The organism is Nonomuraea sp. NPDC023979 (genome assembly GCF_040639085.1).
GTDB lineage: Bacteria > Actinomycetota > Actinomycetes > Streptosporangiales > Streptosporangiaceae > Nonomuraea > Nonomuraea ceibae.
In genome coordinates this window covers 60,089-77,254 of record NZ_JBEZZG010000027.1, presented here as the reverse complement: position 1 = coordinate 77,254, position 17,166 = coordinate 60,089, and the positions used below count along the sequence as shown (strand labels likewise).

Below are 17,166 nucleotides of genomic sequence, written 5' to 3'. Positions count from 1 at the left end.
TTGCATGAACATTTGAATTGCAGTCGTCGGAGGAGAGGTGTGGCGATGGTCCGGCTGACACGCGCCCAGCAGCAGGCGCGCACGCGCGCGGCGGTGCTGGCGGCGGCGCGGGAGGAGTTCGTGGAGCACGGTTACGCGGCGGCCAAGGTCGACCGGATCGCCGAGCGGACCGACCTGACCCGCGGCGCCGTCTACTCGAACTTCCCCAGCAAGCGCGCGCTCTACCTGGCCGTGCTCGTCGACCTGGTGGAGAACGCGCCCACGGCCGCGCCCAGCCCCACGGCGTCGCTGCCGGGCGCGCTCGGCGCGTTCGCCAGGACGTGGCTGGAGCGGCTGCCCCTCGTCGACGACCCCGCCGCCGGAGGCCGCCTGCAACTGCGCTCGCTCGTGGGCGTCGTCGACGACGAGCCGGGCCGCGCCGTGCTGGCGCAGCTCGCCCGCCTGGAAGCGCTGCTGCTCGCCCTCGGCCTGGAGTCGTGCGAGCCCGACCCCCGCGCCCCGCGCCGCGTCCGCCTGGCCGAGCTGGTGCTGACCATGCTGAACGGCTCCGGCCTCATGGCCGAGCTGGCGCCCGGCTTCGGCGACCCGTTCGACCGGGCGCTCGCCTGCGAGCACCTGGCCGGGCTGGCGGGCGAGCGCGGCCTCGGCGACACGTGGGACCCGCCGTACCTGACCTTCGTCGGGCTCGCCGAGCGGTGCCGGGAGCCGTGGGACCCGCCCACCGGACTGCTCGACCACCTCACCGGCAGGCCCGCCGACCTGGGCGCCGACGGCCTCGTCGTGGCGCTGGGCGCGCGGCGCCTGTCGGCCGCCGAGGAGGCCGTGCGCTCGGCCCGGCCCGGCGAGCAGGTCACGGTGGCCGTCGTCACCGCCGACCCGGCCGAGACCGGCAGCCTCGTCCGGCTCCGGGTCAGCGACCTCACCGCGTGCCTGCGCCGCGTGTTCCCGCCCGAGGCGTGGGGGCACGTACGCCTGATCGTGAGCGACGGCGCGGTGGCCGCCGCCGCCCTCGGCGTGAACGGGTACGACGACCAGACGGAAGCGGCCGTACGGGTCCGCGACGGCATGGTCGTCGCCCGCAGCCAGGGCCGGGGCGCCGCCTACGCCGCGGCCACCGGCGAGAGCGCGCACGACCCTCGGGGGGCCGGCGCATGAGCGGGCTCCCCGGGACCGGGCTTCCCGGAATCGAGCACGGCGCGGTGCTGCTGCACACGCTGCGCTGCGCCGGCTGGTGCGCCGTCGAGCGGCTGGCCGTGGCCACCGGACTGGACGAGGCCACCACCGAGTCCGAGCTGATCGACCTCGCGGTCGCCGGGCTGGTCACGCGCACGTCCGGCGCCTTCGCCGCATGGGGGCTGACCGACGCCGGCCGCGCCGCGAACGCCGAGCGGATCGCCGCCGAGCTGGAGTCGGCCGGGACCCGTCCCGCGCTGCTCGCCGCGTTCGAGCGCTTCCTCGTGCTCAACCCCGAGCTGCTCGACCTCTGCGCCGCCTGGCAGCTCCGGCCCGTCGACGGCGTCCTGACCGCCAACGACCACAGCGACCCGTCCTACGACGCCCGCGTCGTCGCCCGCTTCGAGGACCTCGACCGGCGGGCCGAGGCAGTCTGCGCCGACCTGGCCGGGGCGCTGCCGCGCTTCGGCCGCTACCGGGTCCGGCTCGCCGAGGCGCTCGGCCGGGCCCGGGCGGGGGAACGGCGCTACCTGGCCGACGGCACCGCCTCCTACCACGCGGTGTGGGCCGAGCTGCACGAGGACCTGCTCGTGACGCTGGGGATCCCCCGATGAGGTGGATCCGCCCGCTCTCCGCGCGGACCGGGGAGAGCGCCGCCGTCATCGGCGCCAAGGCGCACGGCCTGGTGACGCTGCACCGGCTCGGGCTGCCGGTCCCCGCCGGGTTCGTCGTCACCACCGAGGCGTGCCGGGCGTTCCTGCGCGACGGCCGGCTGCCCGGCGGGCTCGCCGACGAGCTCGCGAGCGCCGTGCGCGACCTGGAGGCGGCGACGGGACGCCGGTTCGGCGGGCCGGGGACGCCGCTGGCCGTGTCGGTGCGCTCCGGGGCGGGCGTGTCGATGCCCGGCATGATGCACACCGTGCTCAACCTGGGCCTCACCGCCGAGGCGGCGGCCGGGCTGGCGGCCGAGACCGGCGACGTCCGGTTCGCCGAGGACTCGCGGCGGCGGTTCCTGGCGAGCCTCGCCGCCGCCACCGGCGACGCGCGCCTGGCGATCCCCGGCGACCCCGCCGCGCAGCTCGAGCTCGCGGTCCGGACCGTCTTCGCGTCGTGGGACACGCCGCGGGCGCGCACGTACCGGGAGCTGCACGACATCCCGCACGACCTCGGCACGGCCGTGATCGTGCAGGCGATGGTGTACGGCAACCGCGACGGCCGCAGCGGCACCGGGGTCGCCTTCAGCCGCGACCCCACCACGGGCGAGAACACCCCGTTCGGCGACGTGCTCTTCGGCCACCAGGGCGAGGACGTCGTCTCCGGCCGGTCGCTCACCCTCCCCCTGCGCGAGCTGGCCGGCCGGGAGCCCGCCGTGTGGGCCGCGCTGGCCGGCGCGCTGCGCCGGGTGGAGCGGCATTACCGGGACGCGTGCTACGCCGAGTTCACCTTCCAGGCCGGGGAGCTGTGGATGCTGCAGGTCCGGCCCGGCGGGCTCACCGGCGGGGCCGCCGTCCGCGTCGCCACCGAGCTGGCCGGCGAGGGGCTGATCAGCCGGCGGGAGGCGCTGCTGCGGGTGTCGCCGCAGCAGCTCCGGCACGTGCGCACGCCGCGCCTGGCGGCCTCGGCGCGGGCCGCCGTCGTGGCCCGGGGCGTCGGCGCGTGCCCGGGCGTGGCGGCCGGGAGGGTGGCGACGTCGACCGAGGCGGCGGTGCGGATGGCCGCCTCGGGGCCGGTCATCCTCGTGCGGCCGGAGACGTCGCCGCACGACATGCGCGGCCTGGCCGCCGCGGCGGGGATCGTCACCGCGCGCGGCGGGCCCGCCAGCCACGCGGCGGTCGTCGCCCGGTCGATGGGCAAGCCCGCCGTCGTCGGCGTCGCCGGGCTGGTCGTCGGCGCCGGCTCGGTGACGGCGGGGGGCCGGGTCATCGAGGAGGGCGCGCTCGTCACGATCGACGGCTCCGGCGGCGAGGTCGCCCTCGGCTCCGCCCCGGTCTCCACGGACGAAGCCGGCCCCCACCTGCGCCGCCTGCTCGCCTGGGCGGACGACGTGTCGGGCGGCGACCCCGCCGGCGACGAGGCCGCCCGCCTCGCCGCCGCCCACGCCGCCCTCCGCACCCCCTGAGGCCCGGCCGGTCCCGTACGCCCTGAGCCCTGCGCCCCCGCCGGGGCTGTGCGGGCTCAGGGGCGGATGCGGGGGCCGAAGCCGGTCCAGCGGAGGTCCGGCGGGAGGTGGCCCATGTCGTTGTAGAGCAGCACCGCAGGGGCGGCGCGGTCGTGGAAGTCGATCGCGGTGAGCGCGGCGTTGCCGCAGTTGAGGCCCAGCCAGCGGGCCGGGGGCGCGTCGAGGGCGTGCCGCACCAGCCAGGCCACCTGGTAGGCGTGCGTAATCAGGACCTCGTGGGTCTCGGTCTCGGCGGGCCTGGCGAACCGGTCGGCCAGCGCCGCCGCGAGCCTCGCGCCCTCGGCCGCCTCGGCGGGGTCGTACCCGTCGAAGAACCCCGCCCACTCGGCGGGCATCTCCTCGGGCACGTGCGGCACGTGGTCCACCAGCTCGGCGGCCTCGCGTACGGGGACGCCTGGCAGGCGCCCGCCGACGATCTCGGCGCACCGGACGGCGCGTGGCAGCGGCGAGTGCCACACGGCGTCGACCGGCAGGGCGGCGAGGCGGTCCCCCAGCAGCTCGGACTGCCGGTGGCCCACGTCGGTGAGCGTCCCGAACGCGTCCGCCGACCCGTGCCTCGCCACGTACAGATGCCTTGTCGCCATGCCCGACCCACCTTGCCCAATGCTGTCAACATTCAGATGATGGCATCATCCTAGCGGCCGTTCGCTGTCCAGGTCGGCCATGTGCCGGCTGGGGTACCGGTCGCCCTTGGCGGCGCCGCGCGGGATCAGCTCCTCGATCCGGGCGAGCTCGTCGTCGCCGAGGGAGACGCGGACGCTGTCGACCAGCGCGCCGACCTGGTCGAGGCGCCGCGCGCCCACGACGGGCACGATGTCCTCGCCGCGGGAGGCGACCCAGGCGATCGCCAGTTGCGCGATCGTGGCGTCCTTGGCGGCGGCCAGGTCCGCCAGCCGCGCGGCCAGCGCGGCGTTGTGCTCGCGGTTGCCGTCCTGGAAGCGCGGCGACGCCGCCCGCATGCCGCCGGTGGTCCCGCCGCCGATGAGGCCGCGCGACAGCACCCCGTACGCGGTGACGCCGATGCCGAGCTCGCGGCACGCGGGCAGGATCTCGTCCTCGATCCCCCGGCTGAACAGCGAGTATTCGAGCTGCACGTCGCAGATGGGGGCGACGGCCGCGGCGCGGCGGACGGTCGCGGCGCCGACCTCGCTCAGGCCGACGTGCCGCACGTACCCCTGCTCGACCAGCTCGGCGATGGCGCCGACGGTCTCCTCGACGGGGACGGCCGGGTCGAGCCTGGCCGGGCGGTAGACGTCGACGTGGTCGACGCCGAGCCGCCGGAGCGAGTACGTCAGGAAGTTCCGCACGGCGGCGGGGCGGGCGTCGAACCCGGCGTGGCTCCCGTCGGGGCCGCGCAGGGCGCCGAACTTGACCGAGAGCACGACCTCGTCCCGGTCCCGCCCGGCCAGCGCGCGCCGGATCAGCAGTTCGTTGTGCCCGGATCCGTAGAAGTCGCCGGTGTCCAGGAGGGTGCCGCCGGCGTCCAGGTAGGCGTGCAGGACGCGTACGCCGTCGTCGTCGCGCACGGGCCCGTACGCGCCGGACAGGCCCATCGCGCCGAGGCCGGGCGAGGAGACGGCGGGGCCGGTGCGGCCGAGGCGGCGGGCGGTGAGCTGGGTCTTCGTCGTCATGCCTCCCACTGTGCGCACCGCCGCGCAGCGCAGCCAGGCACGGCCCAGCCAGGGACGGACTGTCCCTGGCTGGGCGCGGCCTCATCCCTAGACTGGAGGCGTGATCGACCGTGCCGGGCTCGCCGACTTCCTCCGCCGGCGCCGCGAGCTGCTGCGCCCCGCGGACGTGGGTCTGCCGGCCGGCGTGCGGCGCCAGACGCCGGGGCTGCGGCGGGACGAGGTGGCACAGCTCGCCGGCATGTCCGCCGACTACTACGCCCGGCTGGAGCAGCGGCGCGGCGCGAACCCGTCGGAGCCGATCGTGGCCTCGCTGGCGCGGGCGCTCCGCTGCGACCTGGACGAGCGCGACCACCTCTACCATCTGGCCGGGCTCGCTCCCCCGGCGCGCCGGGCGGGCCGGCACATCCGGCCCGGCCTGATCAGCCTGGCCGGCCGGCTCACCGACGTGCCGGTGTGCATCTGCACCGACCTGAACGAGGTCCTGTGGCAGAACGCGCTCGCCGACGTCGTGCTAGGCCCGCGCCGCCCCGGGCAGGCGCAGATCGTCTGGCGGTGGTTCACCGAGCCGGGCGCGCGCGACCGCTTCCCGGAGGAGGACTGGCCGCGCCACTCGCAGGCGCACGTCGCCGACCTGCGGGCGACGTACGCGCGCCGGGCCGGCGAGGAGGACGTCGTCCGGCTGGTGCGCGGGCTGCTGAGGCGCAGCGCCGAGTTCCGCGAGCTGTGGGAGCGGCACGAGGTGGCGGTGCGCCGGTTCGACCGCAAGCGGTTCGCGCACCCGGAGGTCGGGCTGCTGCACCTGACCTGCGAGGTCCTGCTCACGCCCGAGGCGGACCTCAAGGTGCTGGCGTTCTTCCCGACCGAGGGCACCGACGCGAAGGAGAAGCTCGACCTGCTGCGCGTCATCGGGACGCAGGACCTGCGACCGGCCCGGTGAGGGCGGCGCTCAGGGGGAGGCGGCGGCCGTGAGGCGGTTGCTGAACCGGGCGAGCATCCCGCTCTGCGACGTCTCGGAGAACAGCCGCCCGATCACCGGCGGAATCCGCCAGTTGGCCGGGCTGCGCCGGGCCAGGCTGGACACCAGGGAGACGTGCTTGTAGCGGGCCCGTTCGTAGGCGCGCAGCCGTTGCGCCACGTCGCCGCCCTTGGCGAGCTCGCGCCCGAGCACCCAGGCGTCCTCGAACGTCTGGTTGGCGCCCTGCCCGAGGGTCGGCGGCATGAGGTGGGCGGCGTCGCCGACCAGGGTGACGCGACCCTTGCCCCACTCGCGGCGCACCTTCTGCCAGTGGTGGCCGAAGAAGTCCAGGTCGGACTCGGACGCCTGGGCGAGCACCTCGGGCACCGGCGAGGCCCAGTGGCCGAAGCGCCGCCTCAGCTCGGCGAGCGGCGCGGCGGGGCGCGGGTCGCCGGGCTTCCACCGCACGTCGAACCACCACTGCAGGTTCCCGTCGCCCGCCGGGATGAGCCCGCACGCGCCCTCCCGGCCGGTGATCATCAGGTGCACGTGGGTGCGGGCCAGGTCGATGTCGATCCGGCTGAGCGCCTGCCAGGTGCCGAAGGCGGCCGTCCGGATGGGCACGTCGCCCCACAGCTCGCGCCGGACGACGGAGTGGTGGCCGTCGGCGCCGACGAGCAGGTCACCCGTGGCGGTCGAGCCGTCGTCGAAGACGGCGGTGACCCGGTCGGCGTCCTGGGTGACGCTCCGGCAGCCCGTGCCGAAACGGATCAGGTCGCCGGGCAGCCCCTCGGCCAGGCGTTCGAGCACGACGCGGCGCGAGACCGACTTGTTGGCGAAGCCGTAGCGCGCCTCCGCGTGGGTCATGTCGGAGCGGAGGCGGAGCCGGCCGTCCGACGTCATCGCGTCGATCCGGTCGAACCTCCCGCCCGCGCCGTCGAGGCTGACGCCGAGGTCGTGCAGCACGGCGGCGCCGTTGCTGAAGATGCTCAGCCCCGCGCCGCCGGTCCGCATGGACTCGGCTCGTTCGAAGATCCGCACCCGGTGCCCGGCGGCCAGCAGGCTCCGGGCGACGGCCAGGCCGCCCACACCCGCGCCGATGACTAGAACGTCCATTATCTCTCCAAACCGGAATCTCTCCGATTCAAAGATACATCGATGTGAAGTACATTGGGCCGGGTGACCGACAAGCATCCAGAAGAGGACGTCTTCCGCGAGTTCCTGATCGCGGTCATGCTGCACATCGAGGCCATCGCCGACCGGCTCGGCGTGCACCACGTGGACGTGGCCGCCCTCATCCTGCTGGAGATGCGCGGCCCCCTCGCGGTCGGGGCGATCGCCGAGGAGCTGGGCCTGCCGTCCGCCTCCACGACCCGGCTCATCGACCGGCTGGAGAAGGCCGGCTACGTGCGGCGGGTGCGCGGCCGCCGCGACCGGCGCACGGTCACCGTGGAGCCGATCGAGGAGGGCATGGCCGCCTACCACGCCACCCGGATCGCCTCCGAGCGGCACCTGGAGAAGATCGCCGCACACTACTCGCCGGAGCAGGTACCGCTGATGCTGGGCATGCTCGGTGGCGTCGCCCGCGCCTACCGCTCGGCGACCAGGGAGCTGCGCGAGGGCTCCGAACACTCTTCGTAATCAATTCGTCACTCTCCGGTTATCAACCCTTCGCCTTCCCGGGCGTTCCGGCGGCTCCTCACGGACGGTTACCGTCGGGAAGGAGGGGGTGATCGCCATCCACGGAGTCTGGGACGTGGTGGTCGTCGGCGCCGGTCCCGCGGGCGCCACGGCGGCCCGCGTGGCGGCCGAGGCGGGATGCGCGGTGCTGCTGCTGGAACGTGCCACCATCCCGCGCTACAAGACGTGCGGCGGGGGCCTGATCGGCGGCGCCCGGGCGGCGCTGCCCGACGGCCTGCCGGTCCGGGTCCGGGACGTCGCCCGGACGTTCGAGTTCACCTGGGAGGGACGCAGGCGCCGCGCGCTCACCTCCGCCGGGGAGCAGCCGATCCAGATGGTGTTCCGCGACGAGCTGGACGCCGCCCTCACCGTCGCCGCCGCCGACGCGGGCGCCCAGGTCCGCGACGGCACGCCGATCGCCGGGCTGGAGGACGACGGGCTGGTCAGCGTACGGACCTCGCGGGGTGAGACGATCCGCGCCCGGGCCCTGGTCGGCGCGGACGGCAGCGCCGGCCGGATCGCCGGGCACGTCGGGGTGCGCTGCGAGCAGATCGACCTGGCGCTGGAGGCCGAGGTGCCGGTCGGCGACGACGCGGCCGCCCGCTGGCGCGGCCGGATGCTCATCGAGTGGGGGCCGCTGCCGGGCTCGTTCGGCTGGGTGTTCCCCAAGGGCGACATCTGCACCGCCGGCGTGGTGGCCTCCCGCGGCCAGGGCGAGGCCACCCGCGCCTACCTGCGCGACTTCCTCACACGCCACAGGCTCGCCGAGGCCGAGCCGCTGCACGACACCGGCCACCTGACGCGCTGCCGCCACCCCGATTCGCCGCTCGCCCGGGGCCGGGTCGTCGTGGCCGGTGACGCGGCGGGACTGTGCGACCCGTGGTCACGCGAGGGCATCTCGTTCGCGTTGCGCTCCGGCGCCTGGGCGGGCGAGGCGGCCGCGCTGATCGCCGCCGCGGCCGACGACGCCGCCGTCACCCGGGCCGCCGACGACTACACCCGTACGGTGACCGCCACGCTCGGCGCCGAGATGGCGGCCTCCCGGCAGGTCATGGACCTGTTCACGCGGCGTCCCGGCCTCGTGCACGGCGCCCTTACCAGGGTGCCGCCGGTGTGGCGGATGTTCGACCGCTACGTCAACGGCGAGACGACGATCCCCGCGCTGGTCCGCCATCCGGTGGCCCGCGCGGCCCTGCGGGCGTTCGGCCGCCTGGCCTGAATGCCCGCCGACAGAGAGGACACGCATGTGAGCCCGCCGAACGAGCACCGCCGGCAGGTCCCGGTCGCCATCGTGGGAACCGCGTGCCGCGCGCCGGGCGGCGTGACCGACTCCGCCGGCCTGTGGCGCCTGCTGCTGGACAAGCGCGACGCCGTGGCCGGGTCCGAGCCCGGCCCGCGGTGGGCGGAGCACGAGCGCGTCGTCCCCGCCGACCTGGCCGCCACCGGGATGCTCGGCAACGGCGCGTTCCTCGACGGGATCGAGCTGTTCGACCCCGCGTTCTTCGGCATCCCCGTCAAGGACGCCTCCTCCGTGGACCCGCAGCACCGGCTGCTGATGGAGACCGGGTGGGAGGCGCTGGAGAACGCCGGGATCGCGCCCCGCTCTCTCGGCGGCTCGGCCACCGGCCTGTTCGTCGGCATCTCCAGCACCGACTACGCCAAGCGGTTCACCCTGCACGACGTGGACATCTACCAGGGGATCTCGGCCGTCACGTCGGGGGCGCCGGGGCGGATCTCGTACTTCCTCGACGTCAACGGGCCCTCGCTGGCGGTGGACGCCGCGTGCGCGTCCTCGCTGGTGGCGGTGCACCTGGCGTGCCGGTCGCTGCACGACGGCGAGACCGACCTGGCGCTGGCGGGCGGGGTCACGATCCAGTTGGAGTGGGCGGGCATCATCGGGTTCGCCCGCGCCGGGGCGCTGTCGGCGCGGGGCCGCTGCGCGGCGTTCGACGAGAGCGCCGACGGGTTCGTCCGGGGCGAGGGCTGCGGGATGGTCGTGCTCAAGCGGCTGCCCGACGCCGTGCGCGACAGCGACCGGGTCCTCGCCGTGATCACCGGCACGGCGATCAACCACGCGGGGCGGGTGCGGGGCATCACGCAGCCCTCGCGGGCCGCGCAGCGGGCGGTGCTGGGCACGGCGATGCGCGTGGCCGGCCTGTCCCCGGGCGACGTGCAGTACGTCGAGGCGCACGGCACCGGCACGCCGGTCGGCGACCCGATCGAGTTCGCCGCGGTCGACGACGTGTACGGGGCGGCCGATCGGCCGTGCGCGCTCGGCTCGCTCAAGACCAACATCGGGCACCCGGAGAGCGCGGCCGGGGTGCTGGGGCTGATCAAGGCGGCGACGGCCGTGCACACCGGCCTGATCCCGGCGAACCTGCACTTCCAGCGGTGGAACCCCGCCGTGCGGGCCGAGGACACCCGGTTCTACGTGCCCACGGAGACGACGCCGTGGGAGGACGCGCCGGGGCCGCGCCGCGCCGCCGTGTCGGCGTTCGGCGTAACCGGCGCCAACGCGCACGTCGTCGTCGAGGAGCCCCCCGCCCGGCGGCCCCGCCGGTCCGCCGCCCCCGCCCGTACACGCGTCCACCCGGTGTCGGCGGCGACCCCGGGCGGCCTGGCCGCGACCAGCGCCCGCCTCGCCGACCACTTGGAGGCGTCCCCGGAGGACGCCCCGGAGCCGGCGGACGTGGCGCACACGCTCGCGGTGCGGCGCAGCCCGCTGGCCCGGCGGGCCTGCGTGCTCGCCGAGGGCCGGGACGACCTCGTGGCCGGGCTGCGGGCGCTGGCCGAAGGGCGCGACGACGACCGGGTGCTGACGGGAGCGGCCGGGCACGCGGGCGACCCGGTCTGGGTGTTCTCGGGGCACGGGTCGCAGTGGGCGGGGATGGCCCGCCCGCTGCTGGACCGCGACCCCGCCTTCACCGAGACGATCGACAGCCTGGACCCGCTGGTCACCGCGCAGGCGGGGTTCTCGCTGCGGCAGCGGCTGGCCTCCGGCGAGTGCGGCGAGCGGATGGACGAGGTGCAGCCGCTGGTGTTCGCCGTGCAGACCGGGCTGGCCGCGATGTGGCGGCGCTGGGGGGTGCGGCCCGCCGCCGTGGTGGGGCACTCCATGGGCGAGGCCGCCGCCGCGGTCGCCGCGGGCATCCTGCCGCCCGAGGACGGCATGCGGATCACGCTGATCAGGTCGGCGATGCTGCAGCGGGTGGCGGGCGGCTGCATGGTCAGCGTGGCGCTGCCCGCCGACCAGGTCGCCGCCGAGATCGAAGGGGTGCCGGGGGTGTCGGTGGCGGTGGTCACCGCGCCGTCCTCGACCGTCGTGGCGGGCCGTGCCGAGGCTGCCCGGGACCTCATGCGCCGCTGGCAGGAGCGCGGCGTGTTCTGCCGGCGGATCGCCGTGGTCGTGGCGGCGCACTCGCCGCAGGTCGAGCCGATCCTCGACGATCTCGCGGCGGAGGTGTCCTGGCTGGCGGGGGCGGCCCCGGAGGTGCCGTTCTACTCCACGAGCGAGGACCCGCGCCGTACCGTCGTCTTCGACGCCGCCTACTGGACCGCGAACCTCCGCAATCCCGTACGTTTCGACCTGGCATGCCAGGCGCTGATCGAGGACAGGCGGCGGCTGTTCCTGGAGGTGTCGCCGCACCCGCTGCTGACGCAGGCGGTGGAGGAGACCGCCGCCGCGATGGGCGCGCCGGTGACCACCGTGGCGTCCCTGGAACGCGACCTCGACGGGCGGACGGCGATGTGCCGGGCGGCGGCGGCCCTGCACCTGGCCGGGGCCCCGGTCGACCTGGACGCCGTCAACGGCGGCGGCGCGCCGGTCGTGCTGCCGCCCACCGCGTTCGACCGGGCGCGCTTCTGGGAGCCGGCCGGCGGCGGCCGAGCGGCCTCCGGCCACATGTGGCTGGGCGGGCGGGTGGCGGTGCACGACCCCGACGCCGGCGACCGCACCCGGCACGTGTGGGAGGCCGACCTGGGCACGGACCGGGTCGGCTGGCTCGGCCAGCACACGCTGCACGGCAGCCCGGTGGTGCCCGGGGCGGCGTACGTCGAGCTGGTCCTGTCGGCCGCCGGTGAGCTGCTGGAGTGCCCGAACGGGCGGATGCGCGTGAGCGAGGTGCGGTTCGAGCGCCTGCTGCCGCTCGGGGCGAGCGTGCCGGTCCACGTCAGCGCGACGGTCTCGGGCGAGCGGGCGCACGTGGAGATCTCCCGGCGGCACGGCGGCACGTGGGAGCTCGTCGCGTCGGCGTCCGTCGTCCGCTCCGGACCGCCCGGCGACCGGCCGCCGCTCGTGCCTCCCGTGGTGGCCGAGGACGAGCCGGAGGCCCTGTACGAGGCGCTCTCCCGCATGGGGCTGAGGTCGGGGGCAGCCTTCCGCTCGATCGCGGCCGTCACCCCGGACGGCGTGACCCGGCTGCGGGTGCCCGGCGAGGCCGTCATCCGCGCCGGGGCGCCCCGCGTGCACCCGGTGCTGCTCGACGGCTGCATCCTGTCGGCGGCCGTCGGCCTGGTGGAGGACGACGAGGGCGCGGCGGGCCCCGGCCGGCCGTGGCTGCCCGACCGCATCGCGGCGATCGTCCTGCCGGACGAGCCGGGCCTGATCACCTGGGTCCGGGCCGAGGTGCGGGCGGACGGCGACACGGCGACGGGCCGCGCCGACCTGTACGCCGAGGACGGCCGCTGGCTGGGCGCGCTGGAGGGCCTGCACTTCGTCCGGGCCTCCGGCGGCTCGCGGGCCCGCACGCTGGACGGGAAGCTGGTCGAGCTCGCCTGGCGCCCGGCCGGCCCGCCCGGCGCGAGGGAGGCGGCCACCGGACGGTGGGCGGTGATCGGCGAGCCCGGCGACCCGGACCGCACCGCGGAACGCCTGGCCGAGGCCCTGTCGCGCGGACGCCCCGAAACGGTGAGCGTGCACACGACGGGCGAGGACGTCGATCCGGCCGCGCGGGCCGTCGTCTGGTGCGCCACCGGGCGGCTCGACGGGCTGGACAGGCTGACCGAGGTCACCGCGCTGCTCGGCGCGCTCGCGCGGACCGGCAGCCCGCCGCGCCTGTGGCTGGTGAGCCACCTGGCCCGCCCGGTGCTCGACGGCGACCCGGTCGACCCCGACGTGTGCGCGCTGCGCGGCCTGCTGCGCGTCGCCTCCTTCGAGCAGCCGGACGCCGCCGTGAGCTGGGTGGACACCGATGACACCGCCGACGGCACCTCCGATGACACCGCCGGCGGCCTCGCCGCCGTAGCGGCCGAGGTACTGGCCGGCGGCGACGAGACCGAGGTCGCCTGGCGTGCCGGTCAGCGGTACGTGGCGCGGCTCGTGCCCGCCCCGCTGGGCGCGCGGCCCGCGCCGCCCTCGCGCACCGTCGAGGCGGTCGCCGGGCGGAAGGAGTACGTGCTGCGCGCCGATCCGGAGCGTGGCCTCGACGGCGTGCGGCTGGTGGCGACCGGGAAGCCGCCCGCGTCGCCGGGGCCCGGACAGGTGCTCCTGCGGGTGCAGGCGGCCACCGTGCACTTCCGCGACGTCATGATCGCCCTGGGCGTCTACCCGACCGAGGACGGCAGCACGCCGGAGCTCGGCTCCGACGCCACCGGCGTGGTGGTGGCCGTCGGCGAGGGCGTCGAGGACCTGCGGCCAGGCGACCGGATCTCGGCGCTGACGCCGCACGGGACCGGCTCGCTCGGCTCGCACTGCCTCGTCCACGCGGATCTGGCCGTGCGCCTGCCGGCCGACGCCGACCCGGTCACGTTCGCCCCGGTGGCCGCCACGTACGGCACGGTGTGGCACTGCCTGGCCGACGTGGCGCGGCTCGCGCGCGGGGAGACGGTGCTCGTGCACTCGGCGGCGGGCGGCACCGGGCAGGCCGCGGTCGCGGTGGCGCGGCTGCTCGGGGCCGAGGTCATCGCCACCGCCGGCACCGAGGAGAAGCGCCGCCACCTGCGGCGGCAGGGCGTCGAGCACGTCTTCGACTCCCGCGGCCTCGGCTTCGCCGGCGAGGTGCTGCGCGTCACCGGCGGGCGCGGCGTCGACGTGGTGCTCAACTCGCTCAGCGGCGACGCCATGCGCGCGTCGCTGACACTGCTCGCGCCCGGCGGGCGATTCGTCGAGATCGGCAAGCGCGACCTGCACGAGGGCGCCCGCGTCGACCTGAGGACGTTCCGCCGGGGCAACACGTACGCGGCCGTCGACGTCGCGCTGGCGGCGGTCGAGCGGCCGGCGGCCATCCGGGACCCGGCGGTCAAGGCGATCGCCGAGATCGCCGCCGGACGGCTGCCGCTGCCGCGGACCACGGCGTTCCCGCTGGCCGAGGCGGCTGCCGCGATGAAGCGGCTGGCCTCCGGCGACCACATCGGCCGGATCGTGCTCACCTTCCCCGAGCCCGGGCGGCGCGTGCGGGTCGTGGCGCCCGAGCGGGACGACGTGGTGCGGCGCGGCGGCGCGTACGTCGTCACCGGCGGCACCAGGGGGCTGGGGCTGGAGGCGGCGCGCTGGCTGGCGGAGGCGGGGGCCGGCCGGGTCGTCCTCGGCGGGCGGGGCGAGCTCGGCGAGCGCGAGCGCGCGACGGTGGCGGCGGTCCGCGCGGCCGGGTGCGAGGTGGAGGTGGTGCGGGGCGACGTCGCCGACCCCGCCACCGCGCGCCGCCTGGTCGCCGCCGCGGGCGAGCGCCTGCGCGGCGTCCTGCACACGGCCGTGGTCCTCGACGACGCGCCGCTGACCTCGCTCACCCCCGAGCGGCTGGAACGCGTGTGGCACCCCAAGGTGACCGGCGTGAAGAACCTGCACGAGGCCACGGCCGGCGCCGCGCTCGACTGGTTCGTCATCTTCTCGTCGATGGCGGCCATGCTCGGCAACCCGGGACAGGCGAGCTACGCGGCGGCCGGGGCGTGGGTGGACGCCTTCGCCCACTGGCGTCACCGGCGCGGGCTGCCCGCGCTCTCGGTCGGCTGGGGCGCGTGGGGCGAGGCCGGGCGGGCGACGGACCTGGCCGGGCGGGGGTTCGCGACGATCGGCACCGAGGAGGGGTTCGCCGCGCTGGGCGAGCTGCTGCGCCACGGCCGGGTCAACACCGGGATGTTCGCCTACCAGCCGGAGCTGATGTTCCGGCTCTTCCCCGCCGCCGGTCAGGCCCCGCTCCTGGCCGAGCTGGGCGCCGGGCAGGAGGCCGCGGAGCCGGGCGTGGACGCCGAGTCCGTCCTGGCGCACCCGCCCGGGCCCGCCAGGACGCAGCTCGTTCAGGACGTGGTGGTCCGCGTCCTGGCCGCGCTGCTGGGCACGCAGGCCCCGGCCGTGCCCGCGCACGCGATGTTCACCGACCTCGGGCTCGACTCCCTGCTCGCGGTCGCGCTGGCGCACCGGCTGGCCAAGGCGCTGGGCATCACGCTCACGCCCGCCGCCGTCTGGGCCCACCCGTCGGCCGCCCGGCTGGCCGCGCACCTGGACGGGCTGCTCGCCGGAGGGCGGTGAGCCGGTCAGCTTCCCGTGGCGGCCGTGGCCAGCAGCCAGTCCCGGTCACCGGCCAGCGGGGCGAAGGCGCGGACGCCAGGCAAGGTCGCGCGCACGCAGCGGGTGACCGCGTCCCCGGCGCTCAGCTCGACGTACCGCAGGCCGGGGCCGAGACGCCGCAGCGTCTCGGGGAGCCGCACCGGCTGCGTCACACAGGCGGCCAGGGCCCGGCGCAGGTCCTCGCCGTCGTCGTACGCGCGCCCGTGGACCGGCGAGTGGACCGGCACCCGCAGCGGACGCTGCCGCAGCGGGCGCAGCCCCCGCAGGAAACGCCCGGCGACCGCGCCGAGCGCGGGGTGGTGCGAGGCGTAGGGGACGGCGAGCCGGGTCATCGGCGTCCCACCGAACGCCAGCAGCGCCTCGACCGCCTCGACGGGGCCGCTCACGATCGTCTGGTCCGGCGCGTTGACGCAGGCGAGCCGGAGCTCGGGCAGGCGGGCGCTGGCGAGCAGCCGCAGGCACGCCTCCTCGCCGAGCTCCGGCAGCAGGACCATCGCCCCGCGCCCCTCCACCTGCCGGAACGCCGCGTTGAGCGCGCGCACCGCGCGGGCGCCGTCGGCGACGTCGAACGCGCCCGCGCAGACGAGCGCCGCGATCTCGCCGAAGCTCTGCCCGACGATCGCGTACGGGGTCAGCCGCGCCGACAGCGCCCGGCCCACGACGACCGACACCGCGTACCCGGCCAGCTGCGGCACCCCCGGCTCCATCCGCACGGACCGCGACCGGTCGAGCAGCACCCGGCGCAGCCCCGCCCCGGCGTCCGGGATCACCGCCTCGATCTCGTCCAGCACCTGGTCACAGGCCGCGCGGACGGCGGGCGATGCGTCGTGGACGTCCGCCAGCGCGCCGCGCGGGTCGCCGCCCTGGCCGGGGACCAGGAACACCGGCCCCGCCTGCGCCGCCCCGGTCAAGGCGACCCCGATCCGCCGGCGGACCAGGTCAGCACGCCGCTCCCCCAGGTCAGCCCCGCGCCGAACGCGACGACGAGCACCCGGTCACCCGGGCTCAGCCTGCCCTGCCGGTGCGCGCCCGCCAGGGCGTAGGGCAGCGATCCGGCGCCGATGTTGCCCACCCGGTCGGCGACGATCACCAGCCGGGCGGGGTCGAACCCGGCCTCGGCGCACGCCTGCCGGAGCAGCACCGGGTTGGGCTGGTGGGTGACGACCAGCGCGATGTCGTCCCTGGTCAGGCCCGATCTCCGCAGCGCCTCGGCGGCGGCCAGCGGGAAGATCTCCAGGATGAACTTGCGCACCGCCCGGCCGTCCATGCGGATCAGGTGCAGGCCCCGCTCCAGCGTCTCGCGGCAGGCCGGGAACCGGCTGCCGCCGCCGGGGATCAGCACGTCGCCGGCGCGGGTGCCGTCGGACCCGAGCGTGATCGGGCCGAACCCGTGGCCGCCGGGCACCCGGCCGAGGATCGCCGCTCCGGCCCCGTCCGCGAACAGCACCCCCGTCGCGCGGTCGCCGGTGTCGAGGAAGCGGGAGTACGTCTCCACGCCGACGACGGCGGCATGGCGTCCCCTCGGCTCGGCGCGCAGCCAGTCGCACGCGACCCGGGCGCCGAACAGCCAGCCCGCGCACGCCGCCGAGACGTCGAACGCGACAGCGTTCTCCGCGCCGAGCGCCGCCTGGACCCGGCAGGCGGTCGACGGGCCGAGCTCGTCCGGCGTGGACGTCGCCAGGATCAGCAGGTCCAGGTCGCCCGGCTCCAGCCCGGCGTCGCGCAGCGCCGCCCGCACCGCGTGCGCGGCCAGGTCCGAGCTCGCCTGGCCGGGGGCGGCGACGTGGCGCCGGAGCACGCCGGTCCGCTCGGCGATCCACTCCGGCGGCACGCCCGCCCGTTCGGCGACCTCCTCGTTGGTGCGCACCGCGTCGGGGACGTAGGCGCCGGTGCCGAGCACGCCGATTCCCGGTTGGGAGATCAAGCCGTTCACCTCTCTCATACGCGCCTCCAGAGGGAGGCAGGGCTTCAGGGGGGGGCTGGGGCGCCTCCGGGGCAGGGTTTCAGGGGAGCTGGAAGCGCCGGGGCTTGCGGAAGGGGGCCGGGG

At 76.6% G+C, this 17,166-nt stretch carries 12 protein-coding genes; 7 read left to right on the top strand and 5 right to left on the bottom strand.

Annotation, left to right across the window (positions count from 1 at the left end):
- The first annotated feature begins 45 nt into the window (after positions 1 to 45).
- From AB0G11_RS35260 to AB0G11_RS35250, 3 genes are read left to right on the top strand one after another with little or no spacing between them, the layout of a single operon-like run.
- Positions 46 to 1,155: a TetR/AcrR family transcriptional regulator gene (locus AB0G11_RS35260; protein ID WP_219510092.1), complete on the top strand. Its 1,110-nt coding sequence runs from the start codon at positions 46 to 48 to the stop codon at positions 1,153 to 1,155.
- The gene (locus tag AB0G11_RS35255) at positions 1,152 to 1,787 is read left to right on the top strand and encodes a transcriptional regulator (RefSeq protein WP_219510091.1); all 636 of its coding nucleotides are present in this window, start codon (positions 1,152 to 1,154) and stop codon (positions 1,785 to 1,787) included. Before AB0G11_RS35260 ends, AB0G11_RS35255 begins: the two co-directional genes overlap by 4 nt.
- Positions 1,784 to 3,292: a pyruvate, phosphate dikinase gene (locus tag AB0G11_RS35250; protein WP_357591051.1), complete on the top strand. Its 1,509-nt coding sequence runs from the start codon at positions 1,784 to 1,786 to the stop codon at positions 3,290 to 3,292. The genes AB0G11_RS35255 and AB0G11_RS35250 overlap by 4 nt, the downstream gene beginning before the upstream one ends.
- Positions 3,293 to 3,348: 56 nt before the next feature.
- Here the strand turns inward: AB0G11_RS35250 and AB0G11_RS35245 are convergent, their stop codons facing one another.
- Together AB0G11_RS35245 and AB0G11_RS35240 are read right to left on the bottom strand one after the other, a co-directional pair.
- Positions 3,349 to 3,936 (bottom strand): histidine phosphatase family protein, encoded by a 588-nt coding sequence (locus AB0G11_RS35245; protein WP_219510089.1) that lies wholly within the window; start codon positions 3,934 to 3,936, stop codon positions 3,349 to 3,351.
- A 45-nt stretch (positions 3,937 to 3,981) separates the two neighbouring features.
- On the bottom strand, positions 3,982 to 4,983 hold the full coding sequence (locus AB0G11_RS35240; protein ID WP_357591050.1) for an aldo/keto reductase: 1,002 nt from the start codon (positions 4,981 to 4,983) through the stop codon (positions 3,982 to 3,984).
- Positions 4,984 to 5,083: 100 nt separating this feature from the next.
- Between AB0G11_RS35240 and AB0G11_RS35235 the strand changes: the two genes are divergently transcribed.
- Positions 5,084 to 5,920, top strand: a complete 837-nt coding sequence (locus AB0G11_RS35235; protein ID WP_357591048.1) for a helix-turn-helix transcriptional regulator — start codon at positions 5,084 to 5,086, stop codon at positions 5,918 to 5,920.
- 9 nt (positions 5,921 to 5,929) lie between these two features.
- Here the strand turns inward: AB0G11_RS35235 and AB0G11_RS35230 are convergent, their stop codons facing one another.
- Positions 5,930 to 7,054: an FAD-dependent monooxygenase gene (locus AB0G11_RS35230; protein WP_219510086.1), complete on the bottom strand. Its 1,125-nt coding sequence runs from the start codon at positions 7,052 to 7,054 to the stop codon at positions 5,930 to 5,932.
- Positions 7,055 to 7,117: 63 nt separating this feature from the next.
- On the opposite strand from AB0G11_RS35230, the gene AB0G11_RS35225 reads away from it, so the two are divergent.
- From AB0G11_RS35225 to AB0G11_RS35215, 3 genes are all read left to right on the top strand, one after another.
- On the top strand, positions 7,118 to 7,579 hold the full coding sequence (locus AB0G11_RS35225; RefSeq protein WP_219510084.1) for a MarR family transcriptional regulator: 462 nt from the start codon (positions 7,118 to 7,120) through the stop codon (positions 7,577 to 7,579).
- An 88-nt stretch (positions 7,580 to 7,667) separates the two neighbouring features.
- The gene (locus AB0G11_RS35220) at positions 7,668 to 8,837 is read left to right on the top strand and encodes a geranylgeranyl reductase family protein (protein ID WP_357591046.1); all 1,170 of its coding nucleotides are present in this window, start codon (positions 7,668 to 7,670) and stop codon (positions 8,835 to 8,837) included.
- A 27-nt stretch (positions 8,838 to 8,864) separates the two neighbouring features.
- Complete coding sequence (locus AB0G11_RS35215; protein ID WP_357591045.1) at positions 8,865 to 15,080, top strand: type I polyketide synthase; 6,216 nt, start codon at positions 8,865 to 8,867, stop codon at positions 15,078 to 15,080.
- 5 nt (positions 15,081 to 15,085) lie between these two features.
- Here AB0G11_RS35215 and AB0G11_RS35210 read toward each other — a convergent pair whose 3' ends face one another.
- The gene (locus AB0G11_RS35210; RefSeq protein WP_219513258.1) at positions 15,086 to 16,030 is read right to left on the bottom strand and encodes an acyltransferase domain-containing protein; all 945 of its coding nucleotides are present in this window, start codon (positions 16,028 to 16,030) and stop codon (positions 15,086 to 15,088) included.
- Positions 16,027 to 17,043 (bottom strand): ketoacyl-ACP synthase III, encoded by a 1,017-nt coding sequence (locus AB0G11_RS35205; RefSeq protein ID WP_357591044.1) that lies wholly within the window; start codon positions 17,041 to 17,043, stop codon positions 16,027 to 16,029. Before AB0G11_RS35205 ends, AB0G11_RS35210 begins: the two co-directional genes overlap by 4 nt.
- Between the last annotated feature and the right edge of the window lie 123 nt (positions 17,044 to 17,166).